Raw genomic sequence first — 25,193 nt, forward strand, 5'->3', positions numbered from 1 at the left:
CTGGGGATTGGGGACTGGGGATTGGGGATTGGGGATTGGGGATTTGGGGGGATGAAGAAGATGAGGGGGATAAAGGGGGATTTTGGGATAGGGAAAGTTGGAGATATTTTAGTTGACTAGTTATATCTTGTGCGACTTGTCCTTTGCGGAGATCGAATTCGTGCCATTTATTGCCCCAGCGCAGTTTAAACTTTAGGCGCGTCCAGCGTTCGGGTAGATGGGGAGTGGCTACGGGGCCATTTTCGGTGATTTGGATGCCACCGAATCCAAAAATTACAGCTTGCCAAATACCGCCAGCACTAGCGCCATGAATTCCATCGCTGGTGTTACCTCGGTTATCTTCAAGATCCACCATTAACGCGTGCATAAATACTTCGTAAGCTTCGGTTGATTTGCCCAAATCGGAAGCTAAGATGGCGTGAACTGCTGGGCCAAGAGACGAACCATAAGTAATATCTGTACGGGGTGCGTAGTAATCCCAGTTTACCTGCAATGCTTTTTCGCTGTAGGGAAAATCTGCTGATTCTCGCATTAAATAAAGAAGCATTAATATATCTGGCTGTTTTATTACTTGATATTTGTTAGTTTGATCGACACCCAAGACAGCTTGCATGGAACGATCGCGCCCTTGATCGGCTGCTAAATTTATATCTTCTAATTGGAAAAATCCCTCGCACTGCTCAATGAGTTCTGTTGATGGGTCATAGAGAAACAATATTTTGGCGATAATATCTTGCCAGTGCGATCGCTGTTCTGAGGTGAGTTGCAGTTTCTCTTCTAATTCTCTGGCTCGTTCGGGGAATTTTTGAACCAACCAATCATAAACTGCGATCGCTTTCTCTAAATGCCATTGCGCCATCCGGTTTGTAAAGGCGTTGTTGTGAACGAGTTCATGGTATTCATCCACTCCGATTACGCCCCGAATTTCATACTGTTGGCGTTCAGAATTGAATTCTACCCGACTGGCCCAGAAGATAGCGGTATCTAAGATTATCTCTGCGCCGCACTTTTGCATCCACTCATCATCACCAGTGGTTTGCCAGTAATTCCAAGCAGCGTAGGGAATATCTGCATTGATATGAATTTCGCGATCGCGGCACCAAATCCGCACGTCTTCACCATAAAAATCATTTCCGAGTGCCCAACGTGGTGTTACTTCATCTCCACTATCAGCACTTTCCCAGGCAAACATTGCCCCTTTATAACCGTAATGGGCTGCCTTGCGTCTAGCTCCTGGTAAGGTGCGCCAACGGTAAGTAAGTAAGTTTCGGGCGATCGCTGGTTGGGTAAATATAAACATGGGCAACATAAAAATTTCTGTATCCCAAAATATATGACCGCGATAGCCAAATCCCGAAAGAGTTTTAGCAGGAATATTCACCCTGTCATCATTGGGTGGGCCAGCAATCAGCAGCTGAAACAGATTGTAGCGAACAGCAAAAGTCGCTGTGCTATCCCCCTCAATGAGGATGTCACTTTGCTGCCAAACCTCTTCCCATGCCCGCTCATTGGCTTTTTTTAGTGTTGCATAATCTGGCAGGTGTGCGAGTTTTTCTTGAGCAGCTGAGACTGGGGTATCAATCTCCCGTGAGGTGAAAACTGTCACTAATTTTTCTACTGTTACAGTCTGTTGTGCCTTAACTGAAAAGTTAGTGCTTAAGGTTGGATAACCAGGTGCAGTATTGACTTGCAAAGATGCTTCAGCGCCTAATATTGTCACCTTAGCGGCCATACCAAGTTCAATTCGGGAGTGGCGGGTGCGGCGTTGCAACCAGATTCCTTGGTCTGTTTTGCCCTGATCTAGTCCTTCCCAGTGATTGAAACCCTGATTTTCGGGATAGCCGTTGATACTAGCTTGAATTTCGATTAATCCATCAAAATCTATTGGCGTTAAATGGCAGCGTAGCGCTAACACGTGGGGATCTGCAAGACTAGCAAAGCGTTCAAAGCTGATGTCTATAGTGTTTCCACTGGGAGAACGCCAACGTAAAGCCCGAATGAGTATTCCCTGACGGAGATCGAGTTGGCGATCGTAGCTTAATATCTCACCTTGATCGAGACGGAAGCGATCGCCATTTACAATCACTATTAAGGGTAGCCAGTCAGGGCAATTTACCAGTTCAGTGTACACCACTGGCACATCGTCGTAGACACCGTTGATAAAAGTAGCTGGTAATGCATGAGGATACCCTTCCTCAAAACTGCCTCTTGTTCCCAAGTATCCATTGCCAATTGTAAAGACGGTTTCTTTAGATTGTAATTGCTCAGGGTCAAACTGGGTTTCGATTAATATCCAGTCTGTGTAAATAAAATGGCGAGAACGGCCTTTTGTTTCCATAAAATGGGGAGTAGTGATTAGGGAATAGGAAATAGGAATTTTGAGTATTTGAGAGAGATGAACGGAGTTCTAAGGTGGATTCATCCAGTTCTGAGGTGGATGAACGGAGTTCCGAGGTGGATGAACGAGTCTCTAAGCTTAATGCTTCAAGTTCTAACTCCCCTTTATATACTCAAAATCTCCAATCTACTCCCAATTACGAATTACGTTAGCGTAGCGGGGCGTAGCGCATTACGAATTACGAATTACCCCCATGTGCTTTTCTAAAATCTTTTCGGCTCTAGGTTTATAGATGAGATGAAATAAGGTTTCCATATAGCGATCTCTGGCTTCGTTATTCTCTGGTGCAACAAAGTTCCAAAAAGTAAACATTTTTGCAAGCAATAGTAATTTATTACTATGTAGCTGCCAATTATATCGATTATGAATTCGCTGACTCATCCATTCTGAAACTTCGTGCCAGTATTCAGGGTGAGTATCGCATTGGTCAAGGAACTCTATAATTTTCCTTGCTGTTTCTTCTAAGTCCGTAGGATTAATATTAAATCGGTTTTCTTGGTTTTCGATAATTTCTAAAGAACCGCCAAATTGAGTAGTAAAAGTAGGCAAGCCAGAAATCATCGCTTCCAAAAGACTCCGCCCGAAGGATTCAAAGCGGGCAAAATGGACATAAATTCCCTGAGAATCTGCAACTACCCGGTAGGCTTCGCCGAGTTCACTACTAGGGATACGCATCCCCACCCAGCGAATTTTGCCAGAGAGATGATATCGATCGATAACGTCGTAGAGTTTTTGAATTTCTTCTGCTTCTTGTGGGTTTATAGCTTCATCTGGATGCAGTTTACTACTTAAAATAATCAGGTTACAACGTTCTTGCAACGCCTGACTTTTACCAAAGCATTCAGCTAAACCAGTGAGATTGTTGATTGAAGTAATGGTATCAACGGCAAAGATTGGTCGCTGATTAGGGCGATCTAAGTTACCAAAGATTTGAGGGTCTTCGCGGCTAAATAGTAAGTCGTGGACTTGTGTCCGAAGGTGAGAATCTCGGTCTTCTTTTTGGCTATAGGGAAAGAAAATATTCTCATTTACTCCCGGCGGCACTAAGTTAAATTTAGGACTAAACAAATCAATCCCATCAACCACATGATACAAGTGCGGCATAGTAAAGCACTTGTATGATTCGTATTGACCTATGGAGTCTGGTGTGCCGACAATTTCTTGATAGGAGGATGTGATGATAAAGTCGGCTGCATTCATGCTAATTAAATCAGCAGTGAATTGTGCTGAGAAGTGGTATTTATCTTCCAAATCTTGCCAATATAAATTACTAAATAGATATTTAGGCTTTTCTAAAGAATGGGCAATATTGCACTGAGTAACTTTCATCCGGCGAGATAAAAGAGAAGCCACTAAGTTACCGTCGCTGTAGTTGCCAATAATCAGATTAGGTTTGACTTTAAATTGAGCTAATAATTCTTTTTGTGCATCTATGGCAAATTGTTCTAAATAAGGCCAAATCTCAAATTTAGAAATCCAGTTGTTGGTGATTTCTGGATTGAATTCACCAAAAGGAACGCGCAATATCCAAGCATTTTCAGTATCTTGAACTTTTTCTAGGCGCAGATTACAAAATGTTCCTTCACAGTTGGGGATTAGTCGGGTGAGAATAATTACGTGGGGTTTAATATCTAGCTGGTCTAGTCCAGCAAGTGTTATTTGTTCGCGCAGTTCATTTTCTAAGCTGCGAGCTTGTTCAAGGACGTAGATAACTTGACTGAGTGTTTCATCTCTTCCCAAAACATCTTCTTGTCCAACCCAGCCGTGGATAGAAATGAGGACAACGCGAAAAACGGCAGGGACGCGGGTTATAAATGCTTCTAATATGCCAGGTTCTGGAGAGTAAATGAGTCGGTCGAGGAGTTCTAGGGTTTCGGAGACTCGCGCCGCAGTGTTACCCCAACCCGGCTCAAAGCCGAGTTCTTGGAGGTCTAAGCGAAATTTTTCATAAGGTTCATGAGGCGATCGCTCATTTAGCAAATTAAGTGCTAGTTTAATTTGTTTGGCTAACTGAATACCGGAGGGAATGCGATCGCTAAACAGTAGGCGAACCCCATCGTGTTTTAGCCCCTTTAGTGCTTTAAACAACATTTCTAGCCAATATTCGGGGTCAGTCAACAATTGATTGCACAAGTAACGGTTAAGGAAGGCTAAACCTTGACCAATATTTCTGGGATCGTCAATTCTGGGAGAACCCTCGTAAAAGGGGTGGAGGTCGATTTCGAGGATGTCGGGTTGGTAGCGGTTGACTAAGCGATCTCTTACATCTAGCAGTACTTGCGGTGTCATCTGCTCGAAGTTATTAAAATCGGCTGTCAGTCGCCAAACCTCCTGGTTAGCAATCTTTGGTCGAACCACGAACCACGTACTTTTTTCTTCGATAATTATTTCGTGAGTGTACTGTATCAGTTTACCAACTGAAGAAGAGTGGTAAAAATAGGCTGGCTTTTGCGATTGATGACAGTAATCGGCAAAAGCTTGCAAAATCTCATTTCTTAGAAAATAACCTTTACCTGAAGCACTCAACGTAGAAATCAACTGATGTAGAGCAGTTTTTTCATCACCGTTGAAGACAGCTTGAACTAGTTCATACATGATGAAGAATTCCAAAACTTTAGCTAGTCTACGACCTCATTTTTATCTCAGTCTCCGGTTCAGTGAGGTACATTTCCGATCTAATAGTAGGTAACTATGAAGAAAACTTACGTCTAGCTCTGGGATGAAACACTGCGAGGACTTCAAATCTATGGGATGAGGGAATTAGGAGTTAGGGCTTTTGCTTTACTGGCATAAAGAATTGCGTTCGTTGTAAACCATGTTAAGAATTTACAACATAGGGAAACCGAGAAATTGTGGTGGGATTATTTTAAGATCGGGCTGAAGTAATTAGCAGATAAAGATTATGGCAGAAATTCAATTGGCGATCGCGGGTGAAGATGCGATCGCAGCAACAGAGGCGCTTTTGGCAATTCCCGGTATATCGGGCAATTATACCGTTAGTTCAGACACACAGGAAAGAGAGCCAGTAGTTACAACGGTTGCAACTATTATTAGTATTGTTGGCGGAGGAATCGCCATTGCTGAACAAATCCGTAAGTGGTATCAAGAGTATCAAGCTAAACAGTCTGGTAAAAAAATTGAAAAGGTGTTGATTGTCGGGCGCAATGGCAGAAGATTGCTTTTAAAGGATGCAACCATAGAAGAGATTCGCCAAATTTTAGAATCGTAGAGACGGAATTGGGGGTGGTAGACTTGGGATAAATACTGAAGTCTCAAAATTCAGAACGTGCAAACGCTCCACCTCGACCTCAAGCCAGTTGATGAGAATTACGTAGAGTTACGTTACTTTATTGATAATCCAAATAAGTATGAAAAGCGATCGCTCCCTCTGTCAGAAATCGCCGACTTGATTAAGTTGGCTGAGAGAGATTATTACGTTTCAGATTTACCAGAGGATTATCCGGTAACTGGAGGGCGGTTGTATAACTGGTTAGATGGAAGCGATCGCTGGCTGCAACCTTTGCTAGATAAGTATAAGCGTGAGGGGATTGTGTTGGCGATCGCAGCCACATCTGAGAAACTCGCCCATTTGCCTTGGGAAGTGCTGCACGATGGCGTTAATTTTTTGGTTCAGCGAGTCCCGGCGATTGTCCCCGTGCGTTGGGTGTCGGATAGCACGGTAAAAAAATTAACTATTGACGGGGAACCAGAAAACCGGGCGCTGCAAGTTTTGTTTATGGCTACTTCGCCCCTGGATGTCAAACCTGTGCTGGATTTTGAGGGAGAGGAAGCACGGATTTTGGAGGCGACAAAGCGACAACCTTTAGCGTTGACGGTGGAAGAAAGCGGCTGTTTATCGGAGTTGGGTTATTTAGTCGATGGTTACGACAGGGATTATTTTGATGTTTTACACTTGACGGGTCATGCTACTTTCCAAGATGGACAACCGCGCTTTATTACAGAAACCGCAATCGGTGAAGCTTTCTATGCCAGTGCTGGGGATATCGCCAAAGAATTACAATTTAGACTGCCTAAACTGATTTTCCTCTCTGGTTGTCGCACTGGGCAAGCTGGCAATTCGGGATCTGTGCCGTCAATGGCTGAAGAATTGCTGAAATCGGGTGCAGAAGCGGTTTTGGGTTGGGGTCAAAAGGTTTTAGATTCTGATGCAACAGCCGCAGCTGCTGCATTGTATGAGGAATTATCTGCGGGGAAGCAAATCACCGAAGCTGTTGCTTGTACCTACCAAGCATTAATTAAGAACAAGGCGCGGGATTGGCATTTATTGCGGCTGTATGCAGCAGGTAATTTACCAAGTTCTTTAGTTACACCTTTGCGGACTCGTGGACGGAAACCAGCACCACCGCTTTCTGTTTCTACCCAGTTTTTAGATCCTGCGGGTAAGGTGAAAGTCCCGACGCGGGAAAGTTTTGTTGGTCGTCGCCGGCAATTGCAAAGTTGTTTGCGGGTGCTGAGTCAATCAACCGATGAAGTTGGGGTGTTGATTCATGGGATGGGCGGTTTGGGTAAAAGTAGTTTAGCAGCTAGGCTGTGCGACAGACTGCCAAATTTTGAGCGGGTTGTTTGGGTTGGGCGAATTGATGAAGCTAGTTTGGTGAGTCGTTTAACGGAAAAGTTGGATGACGACGAACAACGCAAAAGCCTACAAAATTACGATGAAGAATTGAAGTTTCGGCTGCGGCGAGTTTTCTGTCAGTTGCATGAAGAAGCAAAGCCGTTTTTGTTGGTGCTGGATGACTTTGAAGGAAATTTGGAACCCCGCAATGAGAGTTATGTGCTGCAAGCGGAAGCAGCAGAGGTAATGAAAGCTTTAGTTTGGGCAATTAAAGAAAATTCCACTTCTCACCGCATCATTATTACCTGCCGTTACGATTTTGAATTTACCCAGTTGCAGTATTTCCATAAGCAGCCGTTGGATGCACTGCAAGGCGCAGATTTGCAAAAAAAGTTTAATCGCCTCACTGCTTTTAGTGCTAAATCTCAGGTGGATGAGGGGTTAAAATTGCAAGCGCAGAAGTTGGCTGATGGTAATCCCCGCTTGCTGGAATGGTTGGATAAATTGTTAGCACCCCACCCCCTAACCCCCTCCCCGCAAGCGAGGAGGGGGGACAGGATAAGGGAGGAAATGAAGCGGGGGGATGATGGAAGTGTGGATGTGGGGGCAATTCTGAACCGGTTGGCAGCAGATCCGGTGGAGTTGCGAGAGCAAGTTTTGGCTGAGGCGCTGCTGCAACAGATGGATTCAACCATGCGGGAGATGTTGTCACGGGGTTTGGTGTTTGAGTTACCAGTACCGAGGGAAGCTTTAGCCGCAGTTTGTGAGACTATCGCCAATTTGTCAGATTATATTAGTCGGGCAGTGGCGTTGGGGCTGTTGGAGGTGAGCCATGATGAGGCGTTACGAGTGCCGCGCATTTTGCCTGTGCAGTTACCGGGAGATGGGGAAGCTTTGCATAAGCAAGCGGCTGAGGTGTTGTATCGTCTTTGGTGGGAGGAGATCAAAACCACAACCGAGGAACAAGGTTTAGAAATTCATCGGCTGGCGTTGCGAGGACAGATAGATCATATTGCTATAAAAATAGCAGGTAAATTGGCACACAGTTGGAGAAATCAAAGCCGATTTCGAGAAGCTGTGAAATTGTGCAAATCTACTTTAGAAATTGCTGAAGATTCTTTAGTGTTACATGCCTTAGCCCGTTCTGAACAAGAACTAGGTGAAGTCATAAAAGCTCAAGAGTATTATCAACAAGCTTTAGATAGCTGTCCCGCAGAAGACGAACAAGAAAAAGCCGCAATTATTCATAACTTGGGATATCTCAAAGCCAATAGGGGAGAAATAGAAGAAGCGATCGCCCTTTATCAACAATCCCTCGCCATCAAAGAACAAATCGGCGATGTCCAAGGCAAGGCGGCGACGTTGCACCAACTGGGAATACTCAAAGCCAATAGGGGAGAAATAGAAGAAGCGATCGCCCTTTATCAACAATCCCTCGCTATCTTTGAACAAATCGGCGATGTCCAAGGTAAGGCGACGACGTTGCACCAATTGGGAATACTCAAAGCCAATAGGGGAGAAATAGAAGAAGCGATCGCCCTTTATCAACAATCCCTCGCTATCTTTGAACAAATCGGCAATGTCCAAGGCAAGGCGGCGACGTTGCACCAACTGGGAATACTCAAAGCCAATAGGGGAGAAATAGAAGAAGCGATCGCCCTTTATCAACAATCCCTCGCTATCTTTGAACAAATCGGCGATGTCCAAGGTAAGGCGACGACGTTGCACCAATTGGGAATACTCAAAGCCAATAGGGGAGAAATAGAAGAAGCGATCGCCCTTTATCAACAATCCCTCGCCATCTCTGAACAAATCGGCGATGTCCAAGGCAAGGCGACGACGTTGCACCAATTGGGAATACTCAAAGCCAATAGGGGAGAAATAGAAGAAGCGATCGCCCTTTATCAACAATCCCTCGCGATCAAAGAACAAATCGGCAATGTCAAAGGCAAGGCGGCGACGTTGCACCAATTGGGAATGCTCAAAGCCGATAGGGGAGAAATAGAAGAAGCGATCGCCCTTTATCAACAATCCCTCGCGATCAAAGAACAAATCGGCAATGTCCAAGGCAAGGCGGCGACGTTGCACAACTTGGGATATCTCAAAGCCAATAGCGGAGAAATAGAAGAAGCGATCGCCCTTTATCAACAATCCCTCGCCATCGATGAACAAATCGGCAATGTCCAAGGCAAGGCGGCGACGTTGCACGAAATGGGATATCTCAAAGCCAATAGCGGAGAAATAGAAGAAGCGATCGCCCTTTATCAACAATCCCTCGCCATCTCTGAACAAATCGGCGATGTCCAAGGCAAGGCGACGACGTTGCACCAATTGGGAATACTCAAAGCCAATAGGGGAGAAATAGAAGAAGCGATCGCCCTTTATCAACAATCCCTCGCGATCAAAGAACAAATCGGCAATGTCAAAGGCAAGGCGGCGACGTTGCACCAATTGGGAATGCTCAAAGCCGATAGGGGAGAAATAGAAGAAGCGATCGCCCTTTATCAACAATCCCTCGCTATCTCTGAACAAATCGGCGATGTCCAAACTAAGGCGATGACGTTGTGGTGGTTAGGACATATAGCAGAACAACAGGGCGATTACAATCAAGCACTAGATTATTTGCAGCCAGCTTTGGAGATATTACAGCGTATCCAATCTCCTGATGCTGAAAGATTGAGTCAAGTTGTAGCGAGAGTACAAGATTTAATTCGTAATTCGTAATGACGCTCGTTCCGACGCTTCTACGTCGCTAAGAGGATGAATGAACAAGTCCTCTCGTTGGTAGCAAAACATTTCAGATCCCCCTAAATCCCCCTTAAAAAGGGGGACTTTAATTCCGGTTCCCCCCTTTTTAAGGGGGGCTAGGGGGGATCTCTAAGTGCCTAAAATCACAGCCAAATACTTTTCACCCTGCGCTATCGCTACCGCTTCTCTACGAGACGCTGCGCGATCGCTAACGTAGTTCGTAATTAAGAAAGTCAGAATTGAATTTGGCTTTTCAGGTTGGCAGCGATCGCCTATTTTGCGTCAAGCTGATTTATCTACGAGTCTTTGAACTCCATTAATGAACCTCTGATACTCATTAAAGAGTCTTTGATACTCATTAAAGAGTCTTTGATACTCATTAAAGAGTCTTTGATACTCATTAATGAGTCTTTGATACTCATTAAAGAGGCTTTGATACTCATTAAAGAGTCTTTGATACTCATTAAAGACTCTTTGATACTCATTAAAGAGTCTTTGATACTCATTAAAGAGGTTCTGAACTCCATTAAAGAGTCTTTGATACTCGTTCAGCAGTTTTTTATACTTATGCCTTGGTTGTCGGAGAGTGCGATCGCCATAATAGTAGATAAAGGCACGTCAGCAAAATACTGTTGCTGGAATTGTTCTTCGCGGATAGCAGCTAAAAACTTTGTCACTGCTGCATCAGCAAGATTTTCTGTGCGATCGCTTGAATGCCAGGCAAATTGTAAATCATTGTCTTGTCGTTTGACTGTGAACCCTAAAGATTTTAAAGCTTTGATTCCTACAAGTAAGGTTTGATCGCTGATGCCAATTTTATCTAAAAGTTGGATGCGGGTAACTGGTTGACTTGTGCGACTGAGATATTTAGCAATTCCGACAAGAGTCAGCCAAATTTGATTGGGTGGTTGGTGCTTGGGTTTAGACCAAGCGATCGCTAATTGTTGCTGATTGTCAAGGGTAGACGCAGAGCGGCTTGTCATTAGACATCGCCGCAACCATAAGCGTAAATTATCCCAACTCGTGGGACAATCTTCAAGAATCAATGCTGTTAGCGGAGCGTTTAGCCCGTCTTGAGTTGCCTGTTCTGAATATTTCTGATTCCGTCGTAAGTCTAATATGAGTGGTGTTAGCGGTAACGGGGCGTTTAGCCCGTTTCGAGTGTTAAGTGCTGAGTCAACACTAGGACGCACGGCAATTAATCTGATTTCATAACGTTTTTTAAAGGTGTTGTAGTCTAATTCGGCTATGCAATCACACCTTCCTATGGGTAATTCATCTTTATAGTGTCCCCACCACAAGCCAGGAAAAGCACTTTTGCCGGAATCATCCCGAATGTCAAACTCGGTTTTAATGTACTGTACCTTTTTCCCTTGCCAATCCTGCTGATTTCGATGCCAAGCATTTTCAAACCGGCAGTTTTGAATTAATAATTTCGGAACAGGATTACCCATTCCACAAGGTTCTAGTACTTTAAATTCCAAAAATAACTCTTTCCCCAAGTCTGCAACTGTTACCGTCAAGTCTGCTTGCACGGTTGGCGTTAAAGTTGTGCTACCTAAAGATTGCCGCAACTGCTGATTAATTGCGGCTGTAAATAAAGGAATATTTTCCACCAACAAACTCAAACCTGCCGCAAAGGGATGTCCACCAAAGCGATGTAACAAATGTGCTTGGTCTTTTACCAGTTGGTATAAATCGACAGAATTCACCGAACGGGCGGAACCACGGGCTAGGGATTGGGGATTAGGGATTGGGGATTGGGAAGAGATTTCTTCAATAATTCCCCCTTGTCCTTGATTCCCAGTCCCCAGTTCCCAGTCCCCAGTCCCCAATCCCTCTGTACTCAACAAAATAGTCGGGCGGCCTGTTTCTTGCGCTATCTGTCCCGCAACTAAGCCCAATACACCCGCAGGCCATTGGGCATCTTCTAAGACTATGACGCTGGTGGTTGATAAGTCTAATTGAGTAAGTTTTTGTGCTACTTGCGCTTGCACATCTTTTTGCAAAGATTTGCGCCTGGTGTTGGCGAGTTCTGTAACTTCGGCTAATTCGTGACAACGTTTGGCATCTCGACTGGTTAATAATTCAACGCAAAAACTAGCATCACCTTGGATGCGGCTGACGGCGTTAATTCTTGGCCCCAAACCAAAAGAAATATCTGTGGGGCGATCGCCATTTTTCTGGCACAATTCTAATAATCGCCCTACACCCGGACGGCGACGCACTGCTGGCGGCTGTTGAAAATCTGCTTGCAGTCGTTGAATTCCCAACTGCGCCAAATAACGACAATCTCCGCTTAACTGCACCAAGTCGGCAATTAATCCGACTGCTACTAAATCTAATAAATCTTCTAAGGGATATTTTGCAACATTAGGCAGAGTTTGATACAGTGCTTCAACCAACTTATAAGCTACTGCTACCCCAGAAAGATTAAATAGCTGATGTTCCCTTGAAAAATAGCGGGGATTGATAATTGCTGCGACGGGTGGGCGTTCGGTAGGTAAAGTATGATGGTCTGTAACTATTACATCTATGCCTAGCTGTTTGGCATAAATAATTTCCTCAATGTTCGTGCTACCAGTATCGCAAGTAACAATTGATTTGCAACCTTGGTTTGCTAAATTATCAATCCCTTGATTATTCAGTCCGTGAGATTCTTTCAGGCGATTGGGAATATAGTAAAATAACTGAGTATTTTGTGTAAAAAATTGCCCTAATCCATCCCAAAGTACAGATGTGGCAGTAATCCCATCAGCATCAAAGTCTCCCCAGATAGCAATTTTCTCTTTAGCGTTATATGCTTGTTGCAACCGCGCGATCGCTAAGTGCATTTCTTGCCCAAACTCAAAGGGACTCGCTGGTTGATAAGCTTTATAGTTGATAAAAGCTGTTAACTGTTGATTATCTTTAATTCCCCGTTTCCACAACAATTGTGCTGCATATATTCCACTTGATGCGGGTGTATGCTGTCTCACCGCTTGGATAAACCACTCCGGGGGTTGCTCGGTTGCTGCTATAGTCCACTGTTGTTGCTCTAACATTGTTAAATCGAGGATTGATCCTCAGTTGTTTGAGATTCACTTACTAGGGAATTGATTTAAGAAAATTTATTTTATCAGCTGCTTTAGATTTACAAAAAGGATTTTATATTACTTTTTAAGTTTCCAGGAGATACAGGAGAAAAAATCCTGCGGATAAAATCAAAGGGAGACTTCTTGAATGGTGTCAAAATTTGGCAATGAGTCTTTCACTGCTTCTTCGGGAACTTGTGTGCGATCGCGATCGCACCTTTTAGCAAACTGACAATAATCACAGGTTTTGCTACCCTCCGCAACTTGAGGAAACTGCTGGTTATTTTGGTAATCTTCCAGCCAATTAGTTAACTGACTTAATAGTTGATTAAGTCTCTTTGCTATTTGTGTGTGTTGAACAGTATTGTAATTAAATTTAATATTTTGCGGTTTACCCTCCGATTGGACAAACCAGTAAGTCATGGAAATATTTTCTGGCAAATAGTCGCTAGTTTCCGCCAATACATACTGATAAAGCCGTGTTTGCCAGTTGGCTTCTAACTTGCGTTTATTGGGTGGTTTCGGATAAGTTTTCCAGTCGAGAATTTGCGCTTGTTGGTTATCTGCAATCAATAAATCATAGATAACCGTCAGCAAATAATTCTGAACTTGTAGAGTTCGATAGTGTTCACTCTCACGGAAAGTTTGATTATCAGATGCAGCCGTTAAAATTTCTGGGGCTGCATCGGCAAAAGCTAGCATCCAGCTTTGCAATTTAGCATCGGCTTGCAGAAAACTATCAATTGGCAAACCCATTTCTCGCTGCTGCATAAGCAAGTGAAAACGACTACCCAAAGTTTGCCGTTCTTCTTGTTCTGGATTTGAGGGCGAATTGAGTTTTTCGAGATAGGTATGTTGAAATTTCCGCGGACAAGCTTCTAGTAAGTTGAGTTGTCCTTGAGACAGTCGCAGTAGTTGAGTCGGAGTTAACAGCATTCTTCTATTTTAGAAGTTAAAAAGGCGGTTAGAAACCGCGTCTACACAGACCGGCAATGAAGACCAAACTGTAAAATTATGGGATATCTACATGAGCAAGTGTCTCAAAACCTTGCTTGTGAATAATTGGGTAAGGTCAGTTGGCTTTAGTCGTGATGGTTAAACTCTAATTTTTGGTAGCCAAGATTCAGACAATTCAACTTTGGAATGTGACAACAGGCGATCGCTTAAAAACTCTCAGAGCCGATAGACCCGATGAATGAATGAATATTTTTGGCATCACCGGCTTATAGCGGTTCTCAGTTGAGTGAGGTACAAGAACCCCACCCCCAACCCCCTCCCCGCAAGCGAGGAGGGGGCTATGATGTAACTCGTATGATTAAGAAACGCTATAACATCAGCACAGATAGATCATCTCAAAGCCTTGGGAGCCTGAGAACAACCGAAAAATAAAATAAAAATAAAAGGTAAAAGAATGAATTTTGCCTTTTCCTCCATCCTCTTACCTTTTTTATGTACCTGATGCTTACTTCATGTTAGCCCTTGCATCCTTCACTGCGGCAAAGAAAAAGAATCCGGTGAGTGGAATGCTCAATGCGAGGATAATCGCCGTGGCTTGAAAACCCAAATCTGGTTGTCCGTAACTGAGTTCAAAAATCGAACCGACGGCTGCGATCGCACTTACACAAGAACCACCTAGAAATAAACCGCTTTTTGGAGTTAAATACACTGCTAGCCCCCTATGCTATTGGTTTGACCGCTTGATACGAGAAGCCATTTTTAGATAGCTCCTGGGCTAAAGTCAAGGAGTTTTCTACACGGTCTACAAATACCACACCGTTGAGGTGATCCATCTCGTGCTGAATGCAGCGTCCTAAAAGGTCGTTAGCCTTTAATGTCCGAAGACGACCGTATTCGTCCTTGTAGGCGATTTCCACGACTTCGGGGCGCTTTACGTCTAGATATACATTGGGAATGCTCAAGCATCCTTCTTCGGCAACAGATATCTCGCGGCTGACTTGTTTAATGACGGGGTTAATCAACACCAAAGGCGGATTAGCTGCATTCTCTGGTTCCAGGTCGATGACAATTAGTTGTTTGTGAATTCCCACTTGGGGGGCAGCCAAACCAATGCCATCTTTGCTATACATAGTTTGCAGCATTTCACGCACCATTTTGCGAAGTTCGTCATCTACTTTAGAAATCCGCTTTGTAGCTTGACGCAGCACGCGATCGCCTAAATAGTGAAGCTCCAAAGGTGGATTTTTTAACTTTTTTTTCTCTACAGCAATTTCAGAAGGCATGAGTCTCAATGGCTAGTGGTGAAAATTCGTACTATTTTCATTCTTTGAACCTCACACGACTTGAAGTCGCGTGATTCCTGCTTCAACGATCTCTGCCTAAAGAAATTCAGGACTAACAAGTTCTCCACAGGCGTTTTGATAAGTCTCCGACGCACCAGCGGCGACTCTTAAACAAGTACCTAAAAAGTTAAGTATGTTTAACCTCTGTACCTTAAAGATTTTACCTACTAGAGGATCGATACAAAAGTATCTATTTCCTAATAGAACCCCATATCTTTAGTTATCGTGGTTCAGTTTAGCTACAGTTTTCGCTATGTATATAGTTTACCAGAATATGGAACGCTTAACTCATGCCTGGAAGTCACGAGTGTGCAGCTTGCAGAAATCAATTTGGGGAGTGGGGAATTGGGAATTGGGAATTGGGCATTATGAATTACGAATTACGTTAGCGAAGCCCATTATGAATTATGTTTAAGTCTTTTACCAAACTAGACTATCTGCTTAAAGAAACTTTCCTCGGTTTATTGCGGGGAGGTTGGATGAATTGGGCAGCTGTAAGTACTGTGACGGTGTTACTGTTTTTATTTGGTTTGAGCTTACAAACCTCTTGGCAAGTTGAAAAACTCCTCTATCAGTTTGGTAGCCAGCTAGAAGTATCAGTTTATCTTGAACCAGATACGCGGGTCGAAAACATTGAGCCACTGATTGCCAAAATGCCGGAGGTTGCGGCGATACAAAGCGTTACCAAAGAACAGGCTTGGACTAAATTAGTTAAGGAAATGAGAATTTCTGATATTGAGGGCGCTACCCAGCAGCTAGGTGATAATCCTTTGGTTGATGAGATGAAGGTGAAAGCGCGTAATTCTCAAGTTGTACCAGGTTTAGCAACGCAACTGGCTAAGTTACCGGGAGTTGAGACGGTAGAATATATCGATGAAGCAGTTAAACGCATTGCCCAGCTACATCGGGGGCTGAAATGGATTACTTTAACAATTACGATTATTTTGACCTTAACAGCGATCGCAGTGACTACAACCACAATTCGGCTGATTGTCATGGCGCGACGACAAGAAATTGAAATTATGCAACTGGTGGGAGCAACCTCAGTTTGGATTTACCTGCCGTTTATTTTACAAGGAATTGCTTTCGGTTTAGTTGGTGGTGCGATCGCTTGGAGTTTCATTTCTGTGATTCAACAGTTTCTCGGTAAATTGCTAGCCAATCAACCTGAATTTATCCAAGTTATCACCAACGGAATACAACTGACTCCAGCCCAAATTTTACTATTACCCTTGATTATCTTAAGTTTCGGTGCAGCTGTAGGATTAATGGGAAGCTTATTTGCTGTCCGATGTTTTGCTAAAAGTTAAGGATTGAGCATTGGTTATGTACAAATGACCAATGACAAAGGACAAAATAGTTATGAAATCACAATGGGAATGTTTTCTGCAAAATCTTGGTATATGGGAAGGTTCATTTACCAATTTTTCTCCCCAAGGTACTCTTCTGAACGATACTCCTAGCCGTCTTTCGCTGGAGAGTTTGAACAATAATCAGACAGTGCGCCTAACTCTGAGTCGTTCGGGAAAGGATGATGTAATCAGAGAATTTATGTCTGTGGGGGGAGGTTTGTTATTTTTTGAGAATGGTTCATTTTCTGAAGGTTTAATTCAGCTAGGGCCATTTTCCGAATTTGGTGGAGAACTCGCTTTTGTTCATGAAAATCGCCGCTTACGTTTGGTGCAACTGTTTGATAAAAACGGTCATCTCAATGGACTAACTCTCATTCGAGAACATTTAGCCGGAACTCCAGCAGCAGAACGTCCACCCTTGCAGATAGATGATTTGTTGGGAGAATGGCGAGGACAAGCAGTGACAATCTATCGAGATTTGCGATCGTCCGATCTTTACTCTACAACTCTGAAAATACAACTTGATGATACTGGGCGATTAATTCAAAGTACCTCTTTTGGCGATGTCTCACGACAAGCCGCTTCTCTGCGAGAGGCTTCGCCAACGCGTCTACGCACAATTACCTCAACTGCTACCATTAAAGGTTCCATCGTTCTCTTTGACCAAGATCCCGAAAAGCAAGTACAAGTATTATTGTTACCTGATGGCGCTTCTGCAACTTCTCCCCTCAAGGTGCAGTTACGTCAACCCTTATTCTTAGAAGCGGGTTGGTTAATTCAGCCAAACCTCCGCCAAAGGATGATTCGCAGCTATAACGATAAAGGCGAATGGGTTAGTTTGACATTAGTTACTGAAGAAAAAGCTTAAATGTTCTTAGGTAATTGCACAGTAAATAAACTACCTTTACCTACTTCAGAGGCAACATTGATAGTTCCTGCATGTCCTTCGACAATGCGGTGAGATAAATGTAGCCCTAAACCACTACCTGAGCGTTTATGTTTGCCTTGGCGAAATCGCTCGAAAATTGTTGCCCGATCTTCGGGCGCAATCCCATATCCTGTATCTTCTACCTCAATCGTTACCGAATCTTGATTTCCTGGATGAGGTGATGTTTCAAAAATACGGATTGTTATGCTTCCTGTATCTGTAAATTTGATGGCATTTGCGATCAAATTATTTAGCACTCGCCGTAGTTCTAAGCGATCGCCCATAACCAAACCAGCATTTTTACTCTGTGGGTTTAATCTACTGGTGTCTATTGTTAGAGTCAAATCTTTTTCAAGGGTTAAAGGAGTTAGTTCGCCGACTACTTCTTGAGATATCTCACGTAAATCGCATTCTTCCCAATTCAACGTTTTTTTACCCGCTTCAAAGCGATAGACTTCTAACAGAGTATTTACCATGTCCATCAAATTTTGGTTACTCCGAATCATAACTGCGATCGCTTGTTTCATTTCCGGCGAAATTTTGCAGAATGTTTCCATCTCAAACAAACTCAACATCCGATCTGCGGCTACTAGGGGAGTTCGCAAATCATGAGTCAGACGGGAAACAAAGTCTTCCCGTTGACGAGCCATTTTTTGTTGTTCGTCTAAACTATGCTTGAGACGTAATAGCGATCGCACCCTTGCCAGTAGTTCATCAGTATCAAATGGTTTGCGAATAAAATCGTCAGCACCAACATCCAAACCTTCGACAACGCTAGATTCGTGAAAGGCAGTAATCAACAGAATTGGAATATAAGAGAGGGCGGGGTTCTGCCGAATCCGACGGGTAACTTCATAACCATCCATCCCCGGCATCATCACGTCTAACAGAATCAGATCGGGTGGAGATTGTTCAACTTGCCGCAAAGCTTTTATTCCATCTGAAGCCAAATCAATTTCATACCCCTCACTTTCTAAAATTGCTTGAACCAAAATAAGATTATCTCGAATGTCGTCAACTGCGAGGATACGATAAATTTTATTATTTTCAACTACAGACATGATTAATCAACTTTTATTATTTTCTGGAAGTAATTTATATTTTAAATTTAGGATATCCTATTGGTGCTGCCCTGGCTTGAGAACATGATTGATGGGGATTTTTAGGAGAGGAAAAATTTCCCTCATCATCTAACTGTAAATTTGGGGGTTCGGCGGCTACATTCGCCAATGTGATTTGACGCGGCAATTCAATTTTAAACATTGAACCCCTGCCCACTTTGCTCTCAAGAAAAATTTTGCCGCCCATCATTCGTACCACTGAATCTACAATTGCTAAACCCAGTCCTGTACCTTGATATTTGCGAGTGATAGTTTGATCGACTTGTCGAAATGCTTCAAAAATACGTTTAAAATCTCTGGATGCGATGCCAATCCCTGTATCCCGAACAATAATTGCTACTCTCTTTTCTGGTAGCTCCTTAACCTCAACCCAAATCTCACCAGACTCGGTAAACTTAATGGCGTTGGAGAGCAGATTAATTAAAATCTGTTTAATCCGCACAGGATCGTTAAATACCGAAGGATTTTGCAAATCGTTCTGCACTAACAATGAGAGATTTTTGGCATCAGCTAGAGAATGCATTTCACTTACAGCCTGATTTACGATCTTTGATACATCAAATCTTTCCGCCTTTAAGTCTAATCTTCCTACCTCCAGCTTGGAAAAGTCGAGAACTTCATTGAGTAGCATCAGTAAATGCTTCCCATTATTCAAGATGCGCTCAACCATATCTGCTTGCTGGTGAGTTAGTTGACCAAATTTAGGACGCAGCAGTATTTGTGAAAAACCAATAATCGCGTTCATTGGCGTTCTGAGTTCGTGAGACATCGTTGCCAAAAAATGTGATTTTAACCGCGATGTCTCCAATAGCTTAAAGTTTTGCATTTGAATATGTTGCTGTTGTCTCTCCAACTCCTGGTTCTTACGAATGAGTTCCTCTTTTGCCAAAGTTGCTTGTATTTCAGCCCGATAAATCCGAATCGCACTCCTCAAAACCTGTGCCAAGTTTTCCGGGGATATCCTAGACTTAGAAAGATAGTCTGTAGCACCAGCTTTGATTAATTCCACAGTAATTTGTTCATCTCCTTGACCAGTTAAGACTACTAAAGGAACTTTAATTTCCGAATAACGTAGCTGTTGAATCAAGGTTAGTCCATCCTGGAGTGGTAAGCGATAATCGAGGAAAACACAATCATAAGCAGTAGTGCTTAAGGCAGAAAATGCATCATTGCTATCACTGACTTCAGACAGTTCCATTTGAATACCTGCTTCAGTCAGAGCGCTACGGACTGCCATCCTGTCTACTTCGTTATCATCTACAACCAAAATTTTCAGCGTCTCTTCCATCGGTTTTTATTTTGCCGCCAGACAGATATTTATGTATATATTTCCCTTTTCAGATTATCCAACTAAAGAATATAAGATTTTCGGATATCTAAAATCTGTAACTTGATTGACTAAAGCATTTTGCACAATATCGAATACTTGTTGGGTGCTGCTATTATCTTGACCGAAAGGTTAAAGGCTTCAAGACACACCCAGCTAGATTTTAGTTTCCAGCTTTCACTCGCTATTGAACTTGATTTGAGACAGTCATCACAACTACAGGAGTTGCTCTAACAAAGCGAGAATTTTTGCTCTGAAGACAACAGATAGAGCCTAAAGTAAAATAAAATTACCTTACTCAGCTTAAAACAATTGTAAATGAGTCAGCTAGCGACCGTCGTCACCCATTGGTGATAGTTACAGACCATTATCGTGTACCATAAGCTTGAGCAGTTTTAACCATTTTTCTAAGCTTTTTTAGAACTTTATAGAAGATAATAGTAATTAACTAATAAAACATGGCAATTGAAAGCTTAATTTTGAGCAAGGGAGGATAAGTTTGGCATTCGTCTCAATATTTCATACTTTTTATCCAAGTATCTATATATCTTCAGCTAGATATGTCCTCTATCTAAATATTCAAAAATAGGAAATTTATTATTTCTACCGATGGATGCAGACTGCTTTAAATATCATCTATCTTGAGTTTGGGAAAATAATAGATAGCAACTTACAAAAGGTAATATCTTTGGAAGATGCAAACAGCGTCAGAGCGAGTGTAACTATGAATGAAATTAGCATTATTTTAATTGAAGATCATGACTTAACGCGAATGGGGCTACGGGCTGCATTACAGTCTCATAGCGCTTTGAAAGTAATTGGCGAAGCAGCAAATGCTACTCAAGGGTTAAAACTTTTAGAAACGGCAAAGCCAGATGTAGCTGTTATAGACATCGGTTTACCTGATATGGATGGCATTGAACTAACCCGTAAATTCAAACGCCAGCAAGCTGAAAGCGGGCAAACGTCAACAAAGATTCTGATCCTGACGATGGATCATACAGAGGATGCTGTACTTGCAGCTTTCGCGGCGGGTGCTGATTCTTATTACATGAAAGAAACAAGCATCAGTAAATTAACGGAAGCGATTCAAGCAACTCACGGCGGTAACTCTTGGATCGATCCGGCAATTGCCAATGTGGTATTACGGAAGATGCGGCAAGGTATTCCTGGAGAAAGCCAAGGTTCTGACAAGCCGAAGACTGTAAAAATTGAGGCGCTGGCATCAGAATACGAGCAAGTTTTGGAAACATATCCCCTAACTCAACGGGAATTGGAAATTCTAGAGTTGATTGTAGCTGGATGTAGCAATGGTCAAATTGCCGAGAAACTCTATATTACAGTTGGTACTGTAAAGACTCATGTTCGTAATATTCTAAATAAATTATGTGCTGATGACCGTACCCAAGCTGCTGTCAGGGCCTTACGTTCTGGGTTGGTAGCGTGAGGAGTGCTGATTAGAGACTGGGGAGATTAACTACTAACCAATGCCAAATACCCAATAGCCCTTCAACCAAATCGTTCTTGCAAGCAATCAGCAATCCTTTGTGCCGCTCCCGATTTTCCCATGCGTCGCCCACCATTTTCGGCAATAATCTGCAAAATATCAGGATCTTTGAATAGAGACTGGACAACTTTCGTTACTTCTGCCGGCTGCTCAATTAAAATCAAAGATGAGCCTAAAAGACGACTTTGAGCTTCAGCAAAGGCGGGATTATATTGTGGGCCATTACCGGGAAAAGCGATCGCAGGTTTCCCCAAACCGATAAACTGTTCTGTGGCTGTACCTGCCATTGCGATCGCTAAATCTCCCAAATGCAAGCAATCATTATAAGCTTTTTGTGTCAGCATCAGGTAAGCATTTCTTTGCTTAAATATCAAGGCGTTTGGATCGGAAAGTTTGATCGGACATGCTGATTGAATTTGCCAGCCTTGGGATTGCACGCTTTGGGATAAGATATTAGAGTCTAAACCAGGAGCGATCGCACCTAAAAACACTACTGTGCTAGAAGTGTAAAAGATTGAACCTCGTTCTTGGAAACTCGCCATCAGCGCAGATACGGCAATCATAATTATTTCCCAGTTAGTATATGCCTCTGGCGGACGGGAACCAGGCAGAAGAGTCACCACAAAAGGTCTGACTCTTTCTTGCTGTTGGGCATTCTCGCTATAAAATTGTTGGCGTGAAAACGTCGGTTCCAGACCATCCATCATGGGATTACCCAAATTGAAAGCGGGAATTGGCCATTGTTTTAATGTTTCAGTCGTCAGTCCATCTCTAGGGAACACCGCCTGACAACGGCGACGACTCATCAACCAACGTTCCCAAGGATGGTAAACTGAACCAGAAAAGTTTTCCCAACGCGCGTCTTTAGATTTACGTGGTAACAATCCAGCTTCATCCCGCACATAATATTCAGATTTTGCCGTACCCACAAAAGCATAATTAGCGCCACTAAAAGTTGCAAATAGCAGGGGGACAATATCTCCTACAGCTAAAATCGCTCTTTTATAACCTAATTTTTTTTGAGAACTCACCCATCGGCGCACAGCTTTTATCTGGCTGAGAGTAAGTTGCAATAAACCACCGCGGACATCCCGCGCTAATTGGCGGCCATCCATATAAATAAAGCCGCCAGAAGGCATAGTCAGTACTGAACCGATAAAGGGGATATCTAACTGTTCATAAGCACGTCCTTCACCCACCAGAGGTAAAGCAAATATCTCTGGTGGGTTTGATTGTCGTTGGAGTTCTTGCAAAATCCGAACTGCAATCATATCTTCGCCATGACCATTACTTAATACAAGTAACCGTAAAGGAGAAGTTGCAGTTTGGGAGTTAGAAGCTAAAGATAAGCGGGATGCATTATTCATAGAAACAAAATATCAAAATTAACTGTCTATTTGGGTAAGAGGTATAAAGGAAAATCGGCGAAGAAGCTGGAAGTTAGTATTATCGCTATTTCTTTACTTTTCTACAACTAACAGCAAATTCGGAAAGGATGGATTGTTTAAAATTATTAAGACCTGCTTTTTAGTCAAGTATTTTAATCCAAAATCTAAAATCCAAAATCTAAAATCCAAAATTGATATAACTCCCAGTTAATTAGGTTAAATATTATGCGAGTTTCTGCTACTGCAATTTTTACTTTAGCTACTTTAGCTGCTGCCAATGTAACTCAGCAAGCAACAGCTGCATCTACTAAAACCGTTGCTCCAACTGCAAAAGCTGGTAACTTGGTAGTGCCAATAATTGAAGACACTCCCACACGCATAGAGACAATTGCTTCCCCAGAAAGTATAGTTGCACAACAATTTTCTCAAAATCCCATCGCAGTAAAAACAGGCGCAAGCAAAAATTCCCCAGTAATCTTAAACTCAGCAGTCATCCTTCCTATTTCCTCCGCTTCCCCTACAGCCAAACAAACTCTCAAGCCGCTTGCTGAAAACAAAGTAGACAAGTTAAATTCTTCCCTACCACTCCCTTTTTCTCCTCCTCCCTCCCCATCCCCCAAAATCCCTGCGACTGACAACACTTTAGTAGTTACAGCTACAGATGTCCAGGTAGTGGGAGCAAATCAAGAATTGCAGGATATCATTCGTAAAGTCATTAAAACTCAGGCTGGTGGAGAAACCAGTCAAAGCCAACTACAAAAAGATGTAGCGGCAATTTTGGATACAGGTTTATTTAGCAATGTCAGTGTGAATAGCTTTAGCACACAGGCTGGATTGAATGTAGTTTATCAAGTGCAACCGGTGATTGTGCGATCGCTACAATTATCTGGTGCAAAAGTCCTCACCTACCAAGTAGCCCAACAACAGTTGCAATCTCAAATTGGAACCACCATCAGTCCCGCAGCACTCCAGCAAGGAGTAGCACAAATTAGCAAGTGGTACGCCGATAATGGTTATAATTTGGCACGAGTGCTATCAATTAAACCCAGTTCTCAAGGCATTCTCACCGTAAATGTTGCTGAAGGCTTGGTGAGTGAGATCAAATTTCGCTTTGTCAACGACGAGGGCAAAACCGTTGACAGCAAGGGTAATCCCGTCGGTGGACGCACCAAAGCAGATTTTCTGCAACAGCAACTCAAACTAAAACCTGGTCAAATTTTCCAAGAAAATATAGTTAAACAAGACATCCAACAGTTATATCAGACTGGTTTATTTCAAACTGTGAATGTCGCCTTAGAAGGAGATGCGACAAAACTTGATTTAGTCTACCAACTTAAAGAAACTGGGGCGCGTGGTGTTAACTTGGGCGGGAGTTATAATGCCGATCAAGGTTTGATAGGTACAATCAGCTATCAAGATCAGAATGTCGGCGGTATTAATGATACTTTAGGCTTGAATGTTGGTGTAAGTAGCCGAGACTTGCAGTTTAATAGCAAATTTGTCAGCCCCTATCGGACAACAAACCCCGATCGCTTGGGGTACACTATAAATGGTTTTCGGAATCGGGAACTTTCGGAAACCTTTGATGACAACATTAAGTTAGCTAACGGCGACACAGTGCGGGAAGGTAAAATTGGTGGAAGTGTCAGCTTACAGCGACCAATCGATGACTGGAATACCTCATTAGGATTAAACTATACCCGAACTAGTATTCGCGATCGCCAAGGTAATATTACTCCAACGGACGCGCAAGGTAATCCCCTCTCTGTAAGTGGAACTGGCATTGATGACCTAACTACTGTATCCTTCACCGCCACCAAAGACCAACGGGATAATTCCCTCAATCCAACTCAAGGTTCAGTTTTGAGTTTGAGTACAGAACAATCTATACCCATCGGTCAAGGTAATATTTCCCTAAATCGCCTTAAAGCCAATTACAGCCAATATTTACCAGTTCAATTATTTAACACCAAACAGCCACAAGTATTTGCTGTGAATCTGCAAGCTGGTACCGTCCTTGGGAATTTACCGCCCTACGAAAGCTTTAACTTGGGTGGTTCCAATTCAGTGCGCGGTTACGATTCCGGTGATGTGGGAAGTGGGCGCAGTTATGTATTAGCTTCCGCAGAATATCGTTTTCCCGTTTTACCAATCGTCGGGGGTGTATTATTTGCCGACTTTGCTTCAGACTTAGGCTCAGGTGATACTGTATTAGGAGATCCGGCGGGTGTACGAGGCAAACCAGGTTATGGTTTTGGTTATGGGGCTGGAGTGCGCTTAAATTCACCACTAGGCTTAATTCGGGCTGATTATGGCATTAATGACCAGGGAGAAAGCAAAGTGCATTTAGGCATAGGTCAGCGATTTTAACCGGATTTCTCACAAAAACTGAAAAAATATTAGTCAAAATTATCCGTTCGCTCATTTTCTGCACTAACGTTGAAACTATCGACACTTTAATTCTTTGGGATTCC

At 42.9% G+C, this 25,193-nt stretch carries 15 protein-coding genes; 6 read left to right on the plus strand and 9 right to left on the minus strand.

Going from position 1 to position 25,193, the window contains the following annotated elements; genetic code table 11:
• Positions 1–2,338, minus strand: a 2,338-nt coding sequence (locus tag V7K55_RS08120) for a glycoside hydrolase family 65 protein (RefSeq protein WP_334829978.1), incomplete at its 3' end; no start/stop codon positions are given.
• Between the two features lie 231 nt (positions 2,339–2,569).
• Complete coding sequence (locus V7K55_RS08125) at positions 2,570–4,993, minus strand: sucrose synthase (protein WP_334829980.1); 2,424 nt, start codon at positions 4,991–4,993, stop codon at positions 2,570–2,572.
• Between the two features lie 307 nt (positions 4,994–5,300).
• Between V7K55_RS08125 and V7K55_RS08130 the strand changes: the two genes are divergently transcribed.
• Both V7K55_RS08130 and V7K55_RS08135 read left to right on the plus strand, forming a co-directional pair.
• Positions 5,301–5,627, plus strand: a complete 327-nt coding sequence (locus tag V7K55_RS08130; RefSeq protein ID WP_334829982.1) for a hypothetical protein — start codon at positions 5,301–5,303, stop codon at positions 5,625–5,627.
• 57 nt (positions 5,628–5,684) lie between these two features.
• A complete protein-coding gene (locus V7K55_RS08135) occupies positions 5,685–9,698 on the plus strand; it encodes a tetratricopeptide repeat protein (protein ID WP_334829984.1) in 4,014 nt (1,337 codons plus the stop codon).
• A gap of 572 nt (positions 9,699–10,270) precedes the next feature.
• Here V7K55_RS08135 and V7K55_RS08140 read toward each other — a convergent pair.
• From V7K55_RS08140 to def, 4 genes are all read right to left on the minus strand, one after another.
• Positions 10,271–12,766: a single-stranded-DNA-specific exonuclease RecJ gene (locus V7K55_RS08140; RefSeq protein WP_334829986.1), complete on the minus strand. Its 2,496-nt coding sequence runs from the start codon at positions 12,764–12,766 to the stop codon at positions 10,271–10,273.
• Positions 12,767–12,925: 159 nt separating this feature from the next.
• The gene (locus V7K55_RS08145) at positions 12,926–13,732 is read right to left on the minus strand and encodes a PD-(D/E)XK nuclease family protein (protein WP_334829988.1); all 807 of its coding nucleotides are present in this window, start codon (positions 13,730–13,732) and stop codon (positions 12,926–12,928) included.
• A 526-nt stretch (positions 13,733–14,258) separates the two neighbouring features.
• Entirely contained in the window at positions 14,259–14,462 is a 204-nt protein-coding gene (locus tag V7K55_RS08150; RefSeq protein ID WP_334829990.1) for a hypothetical protein, read from the minus strand.
• A gap of 10 nt (positions 14,463–14,472) precedes the next feature.
• Positions 14,473–15,036: a peptide deformylase gene (gene def / locus V7K55_RS08155; protein WP_334829992.1), complete on the minus strand. Its 564-nt coding sequence runs from the start codon at positions 15,034–15,036 to the stop codon at positions 14,473–14,475.
• A gap of 467 nt (positions 15,037–15,503) precedes the next feature.
• Here def and V7K55_RS08160 point away from each other — a divergent pair, with 467 nt between their 5' ends.
• Together V7K55_RS08160 and V7K55_RS08165 are read left to right on the plus strand one after the other, a co-directional pair.
• Positions 15,504–16,406, plus strand: a complete 903-nt coding sequence (locus V7K55_RS08160; RefSeq protein WP_334829994.1) for a cell division protein FtsX — start codon at positions 15,504–15,506, stop codon at positions 16,404–16,406.
• Between the two features lie 52 nt (positions 16,407–16,458).
• Positions 16,459–17,316 carry a DUF3598 family protein gene (locus tag V7K55_RS08165; protein WP_334829996.1) on the plus strand — a complete coding sequence of 286 codons (858 nt, stop codon included), beginning with the start codon at positions 16,459–16,461 and terminating at the stop codon, positions 17,314–17,316.
• Here V7K55_RS08165 and V7K55_RS08170 read toward each other — a convergent pair.
• Together V7K55_RS08170 and V7K55_RS08175 are read right to left on the minus strand one after the other, a co-directional pair.
• Positions 17,313–18,437 carry a hybrid sensor histidine kinase/response regulator gene (locus V7K55_RS08170; RefSeq protein WP_334829998.1) on the minus strand — a complete coding sequence of 375 codons (1,125 nt, stop codon included), beginning with the start codon at positions 18,435–18,437 and terminating at the stop codon, positions 17,313–17,315. The genes V7K55_RS08165 and V7K55_RS08170 overlap by 4 nt on opposite strands.
• Positions 18,438–18,471: 34 nt before the next feature.
• Positions 18,472–19,785, minus strand: a complete 1,314-nt coding sequence (locus tag V7K55_RS08175; protein ID WP_334830000.1) for an ATP-binding response regulator — start codon at positions 19,783–19,785, stop codon at positions 18,472–18,474.
• Positions 19,786–20,548: 763 nt separating this feature from the next.
• On the opposite strand from V7K55_RS08175, the gene V7K55_RS08180 reads away from it, so the two are divergent.
• Positions 20,549–21,271, plus strand: coding sequence for a response regulator transcription factor (locus V7K55_RS08180; RefSeq protein WP_334830002.1), 723 nt, complete (start codon positions 20,549–20,551; stop codon positions 21,269–21,271).
• Positions 21,272–21,333: 62 nt separating this feature from the next.
• Here the strand turns inward: V7K55_RS08180 and V7K55_RS08185 are convergent, their stop codons facing one another.
• Positions 21,334–22,698 carry a lipid-A-disaccharide synthase-related protein gene (locus V7K55_RS08185; protein WP_334830004.1) on the minus strand — a complete coding sequence of 455 codons (1,365 nt, stop codon included), beginning with the start codon at positions 22,696–22,698 and terminating at the stop codon, positions 21,334–21,336.
• 246 nt (positions 22,699–22,944) lie between these two features.
• On the opposite strand from V7K55_RS08185, the gene V7K55_RS08190 reads away from it, so the two are divergent.
• Positions 22,945–25,089, plus strand: a complete 2,145-nt coding sequence (locus tag V7K55_RS08190; RefSeq protein ID WP_334830006.1) for an outer membrane protein assembly factor — start codon at positions 22,945–22,947, stop codon at positions 25,087–25,089.
• Positions 25,090–25,193 lie beyond the last annotated feature (104 nt).

This window comes from Nostoc sp., from assembly GCF_036919895.1.
Lineage (GTDB): Bacteria > Cyanobacteriota > Cyanobacteriia > Cyanobacteriales > Nostocaceae > Nostoc.

Coding starts and splice junctions, on each gene's coding strand:
- V7K55_RS08145 (WP_334829988.1), bottom strand. CDS start 13,732: ATGCTGTTAACTCCGACTCAACTACTGCGACTGTCTCAAGGACAACTC.
- V7K55_RS08175 (WP_334830000.1), bottom strand. CDS start 19,785: ATGGAAGAGACGCTGAAAATTTTGGTTGTAGATGATAACGAAGTAGAC.
- V7K55_RS08125 (WP_334829980.1), bottom strand. CDS start 4,993: ATGTATGAACTAGTTCAAGCTGTCTTCAACGGTGATGAAAAAACTGCT.
- V7K55_RS08130 (WP_334829982.1), top strand. CDS start 5,301: ATGGCAGAAATTCAATTGGCGATCGCGGGTGAAGATGCGATCGCAGCA.
- V7K55_RS08180 (WP_334830002.1), top strand. CDS start 20,549: ATGAATGAAATTAGCATTATTTTAATTGAAGATCATGACTTAACGCGA.
- V7K55_RS08165 (WP_334829996.1), top strand. CDS start 16,459: ATGAAATCACAATGGGAATGTTTTCTGCAAAATCTTGGTATATGGGAA.
- def (WP_334829992.1), bottom strand. CDS start 15,036: ATGCCTTCTGAAATTGCTGTAGAGAAAAAAAAGTTAAAAAATCCACCT.
- V7K55_RS08170 (WP_334829998.1), bottom strand. CDS start 18,437: ATGTCTGTAGTTGAAAATAATAAAATTTATCGTATCCTCGCAGTTGAC.
- V7K55_RS08160 (WP_334829994.1), top strand. CDS start 15,504: ATGTTTAAGTCTTTTACCAAACTAGACTATCTGCTTAAAGAAACTTTC.
- V7K55_RS08185 (WP_334830004.1), bottom strand. CDS start 22,698: ATGAATAATGCATCCCGCTTATCTTTAGCTTCTAACTCCCAAACTGCA.
- V7K55_RS08140 (WP_334829986.1), bottom strand. CDS start 12,766: ATGTTAGAGCAACAACAGTGGACTATAGCAGCAACCGAGCAACCCCCG.
- V7K55_RS08190 (WP_334830006.1), top strand. CDS start 22,945: ATGCGAGTTTCTGCTACTGCAATTTTTACTTTAGCTACTTTAGCTGCT.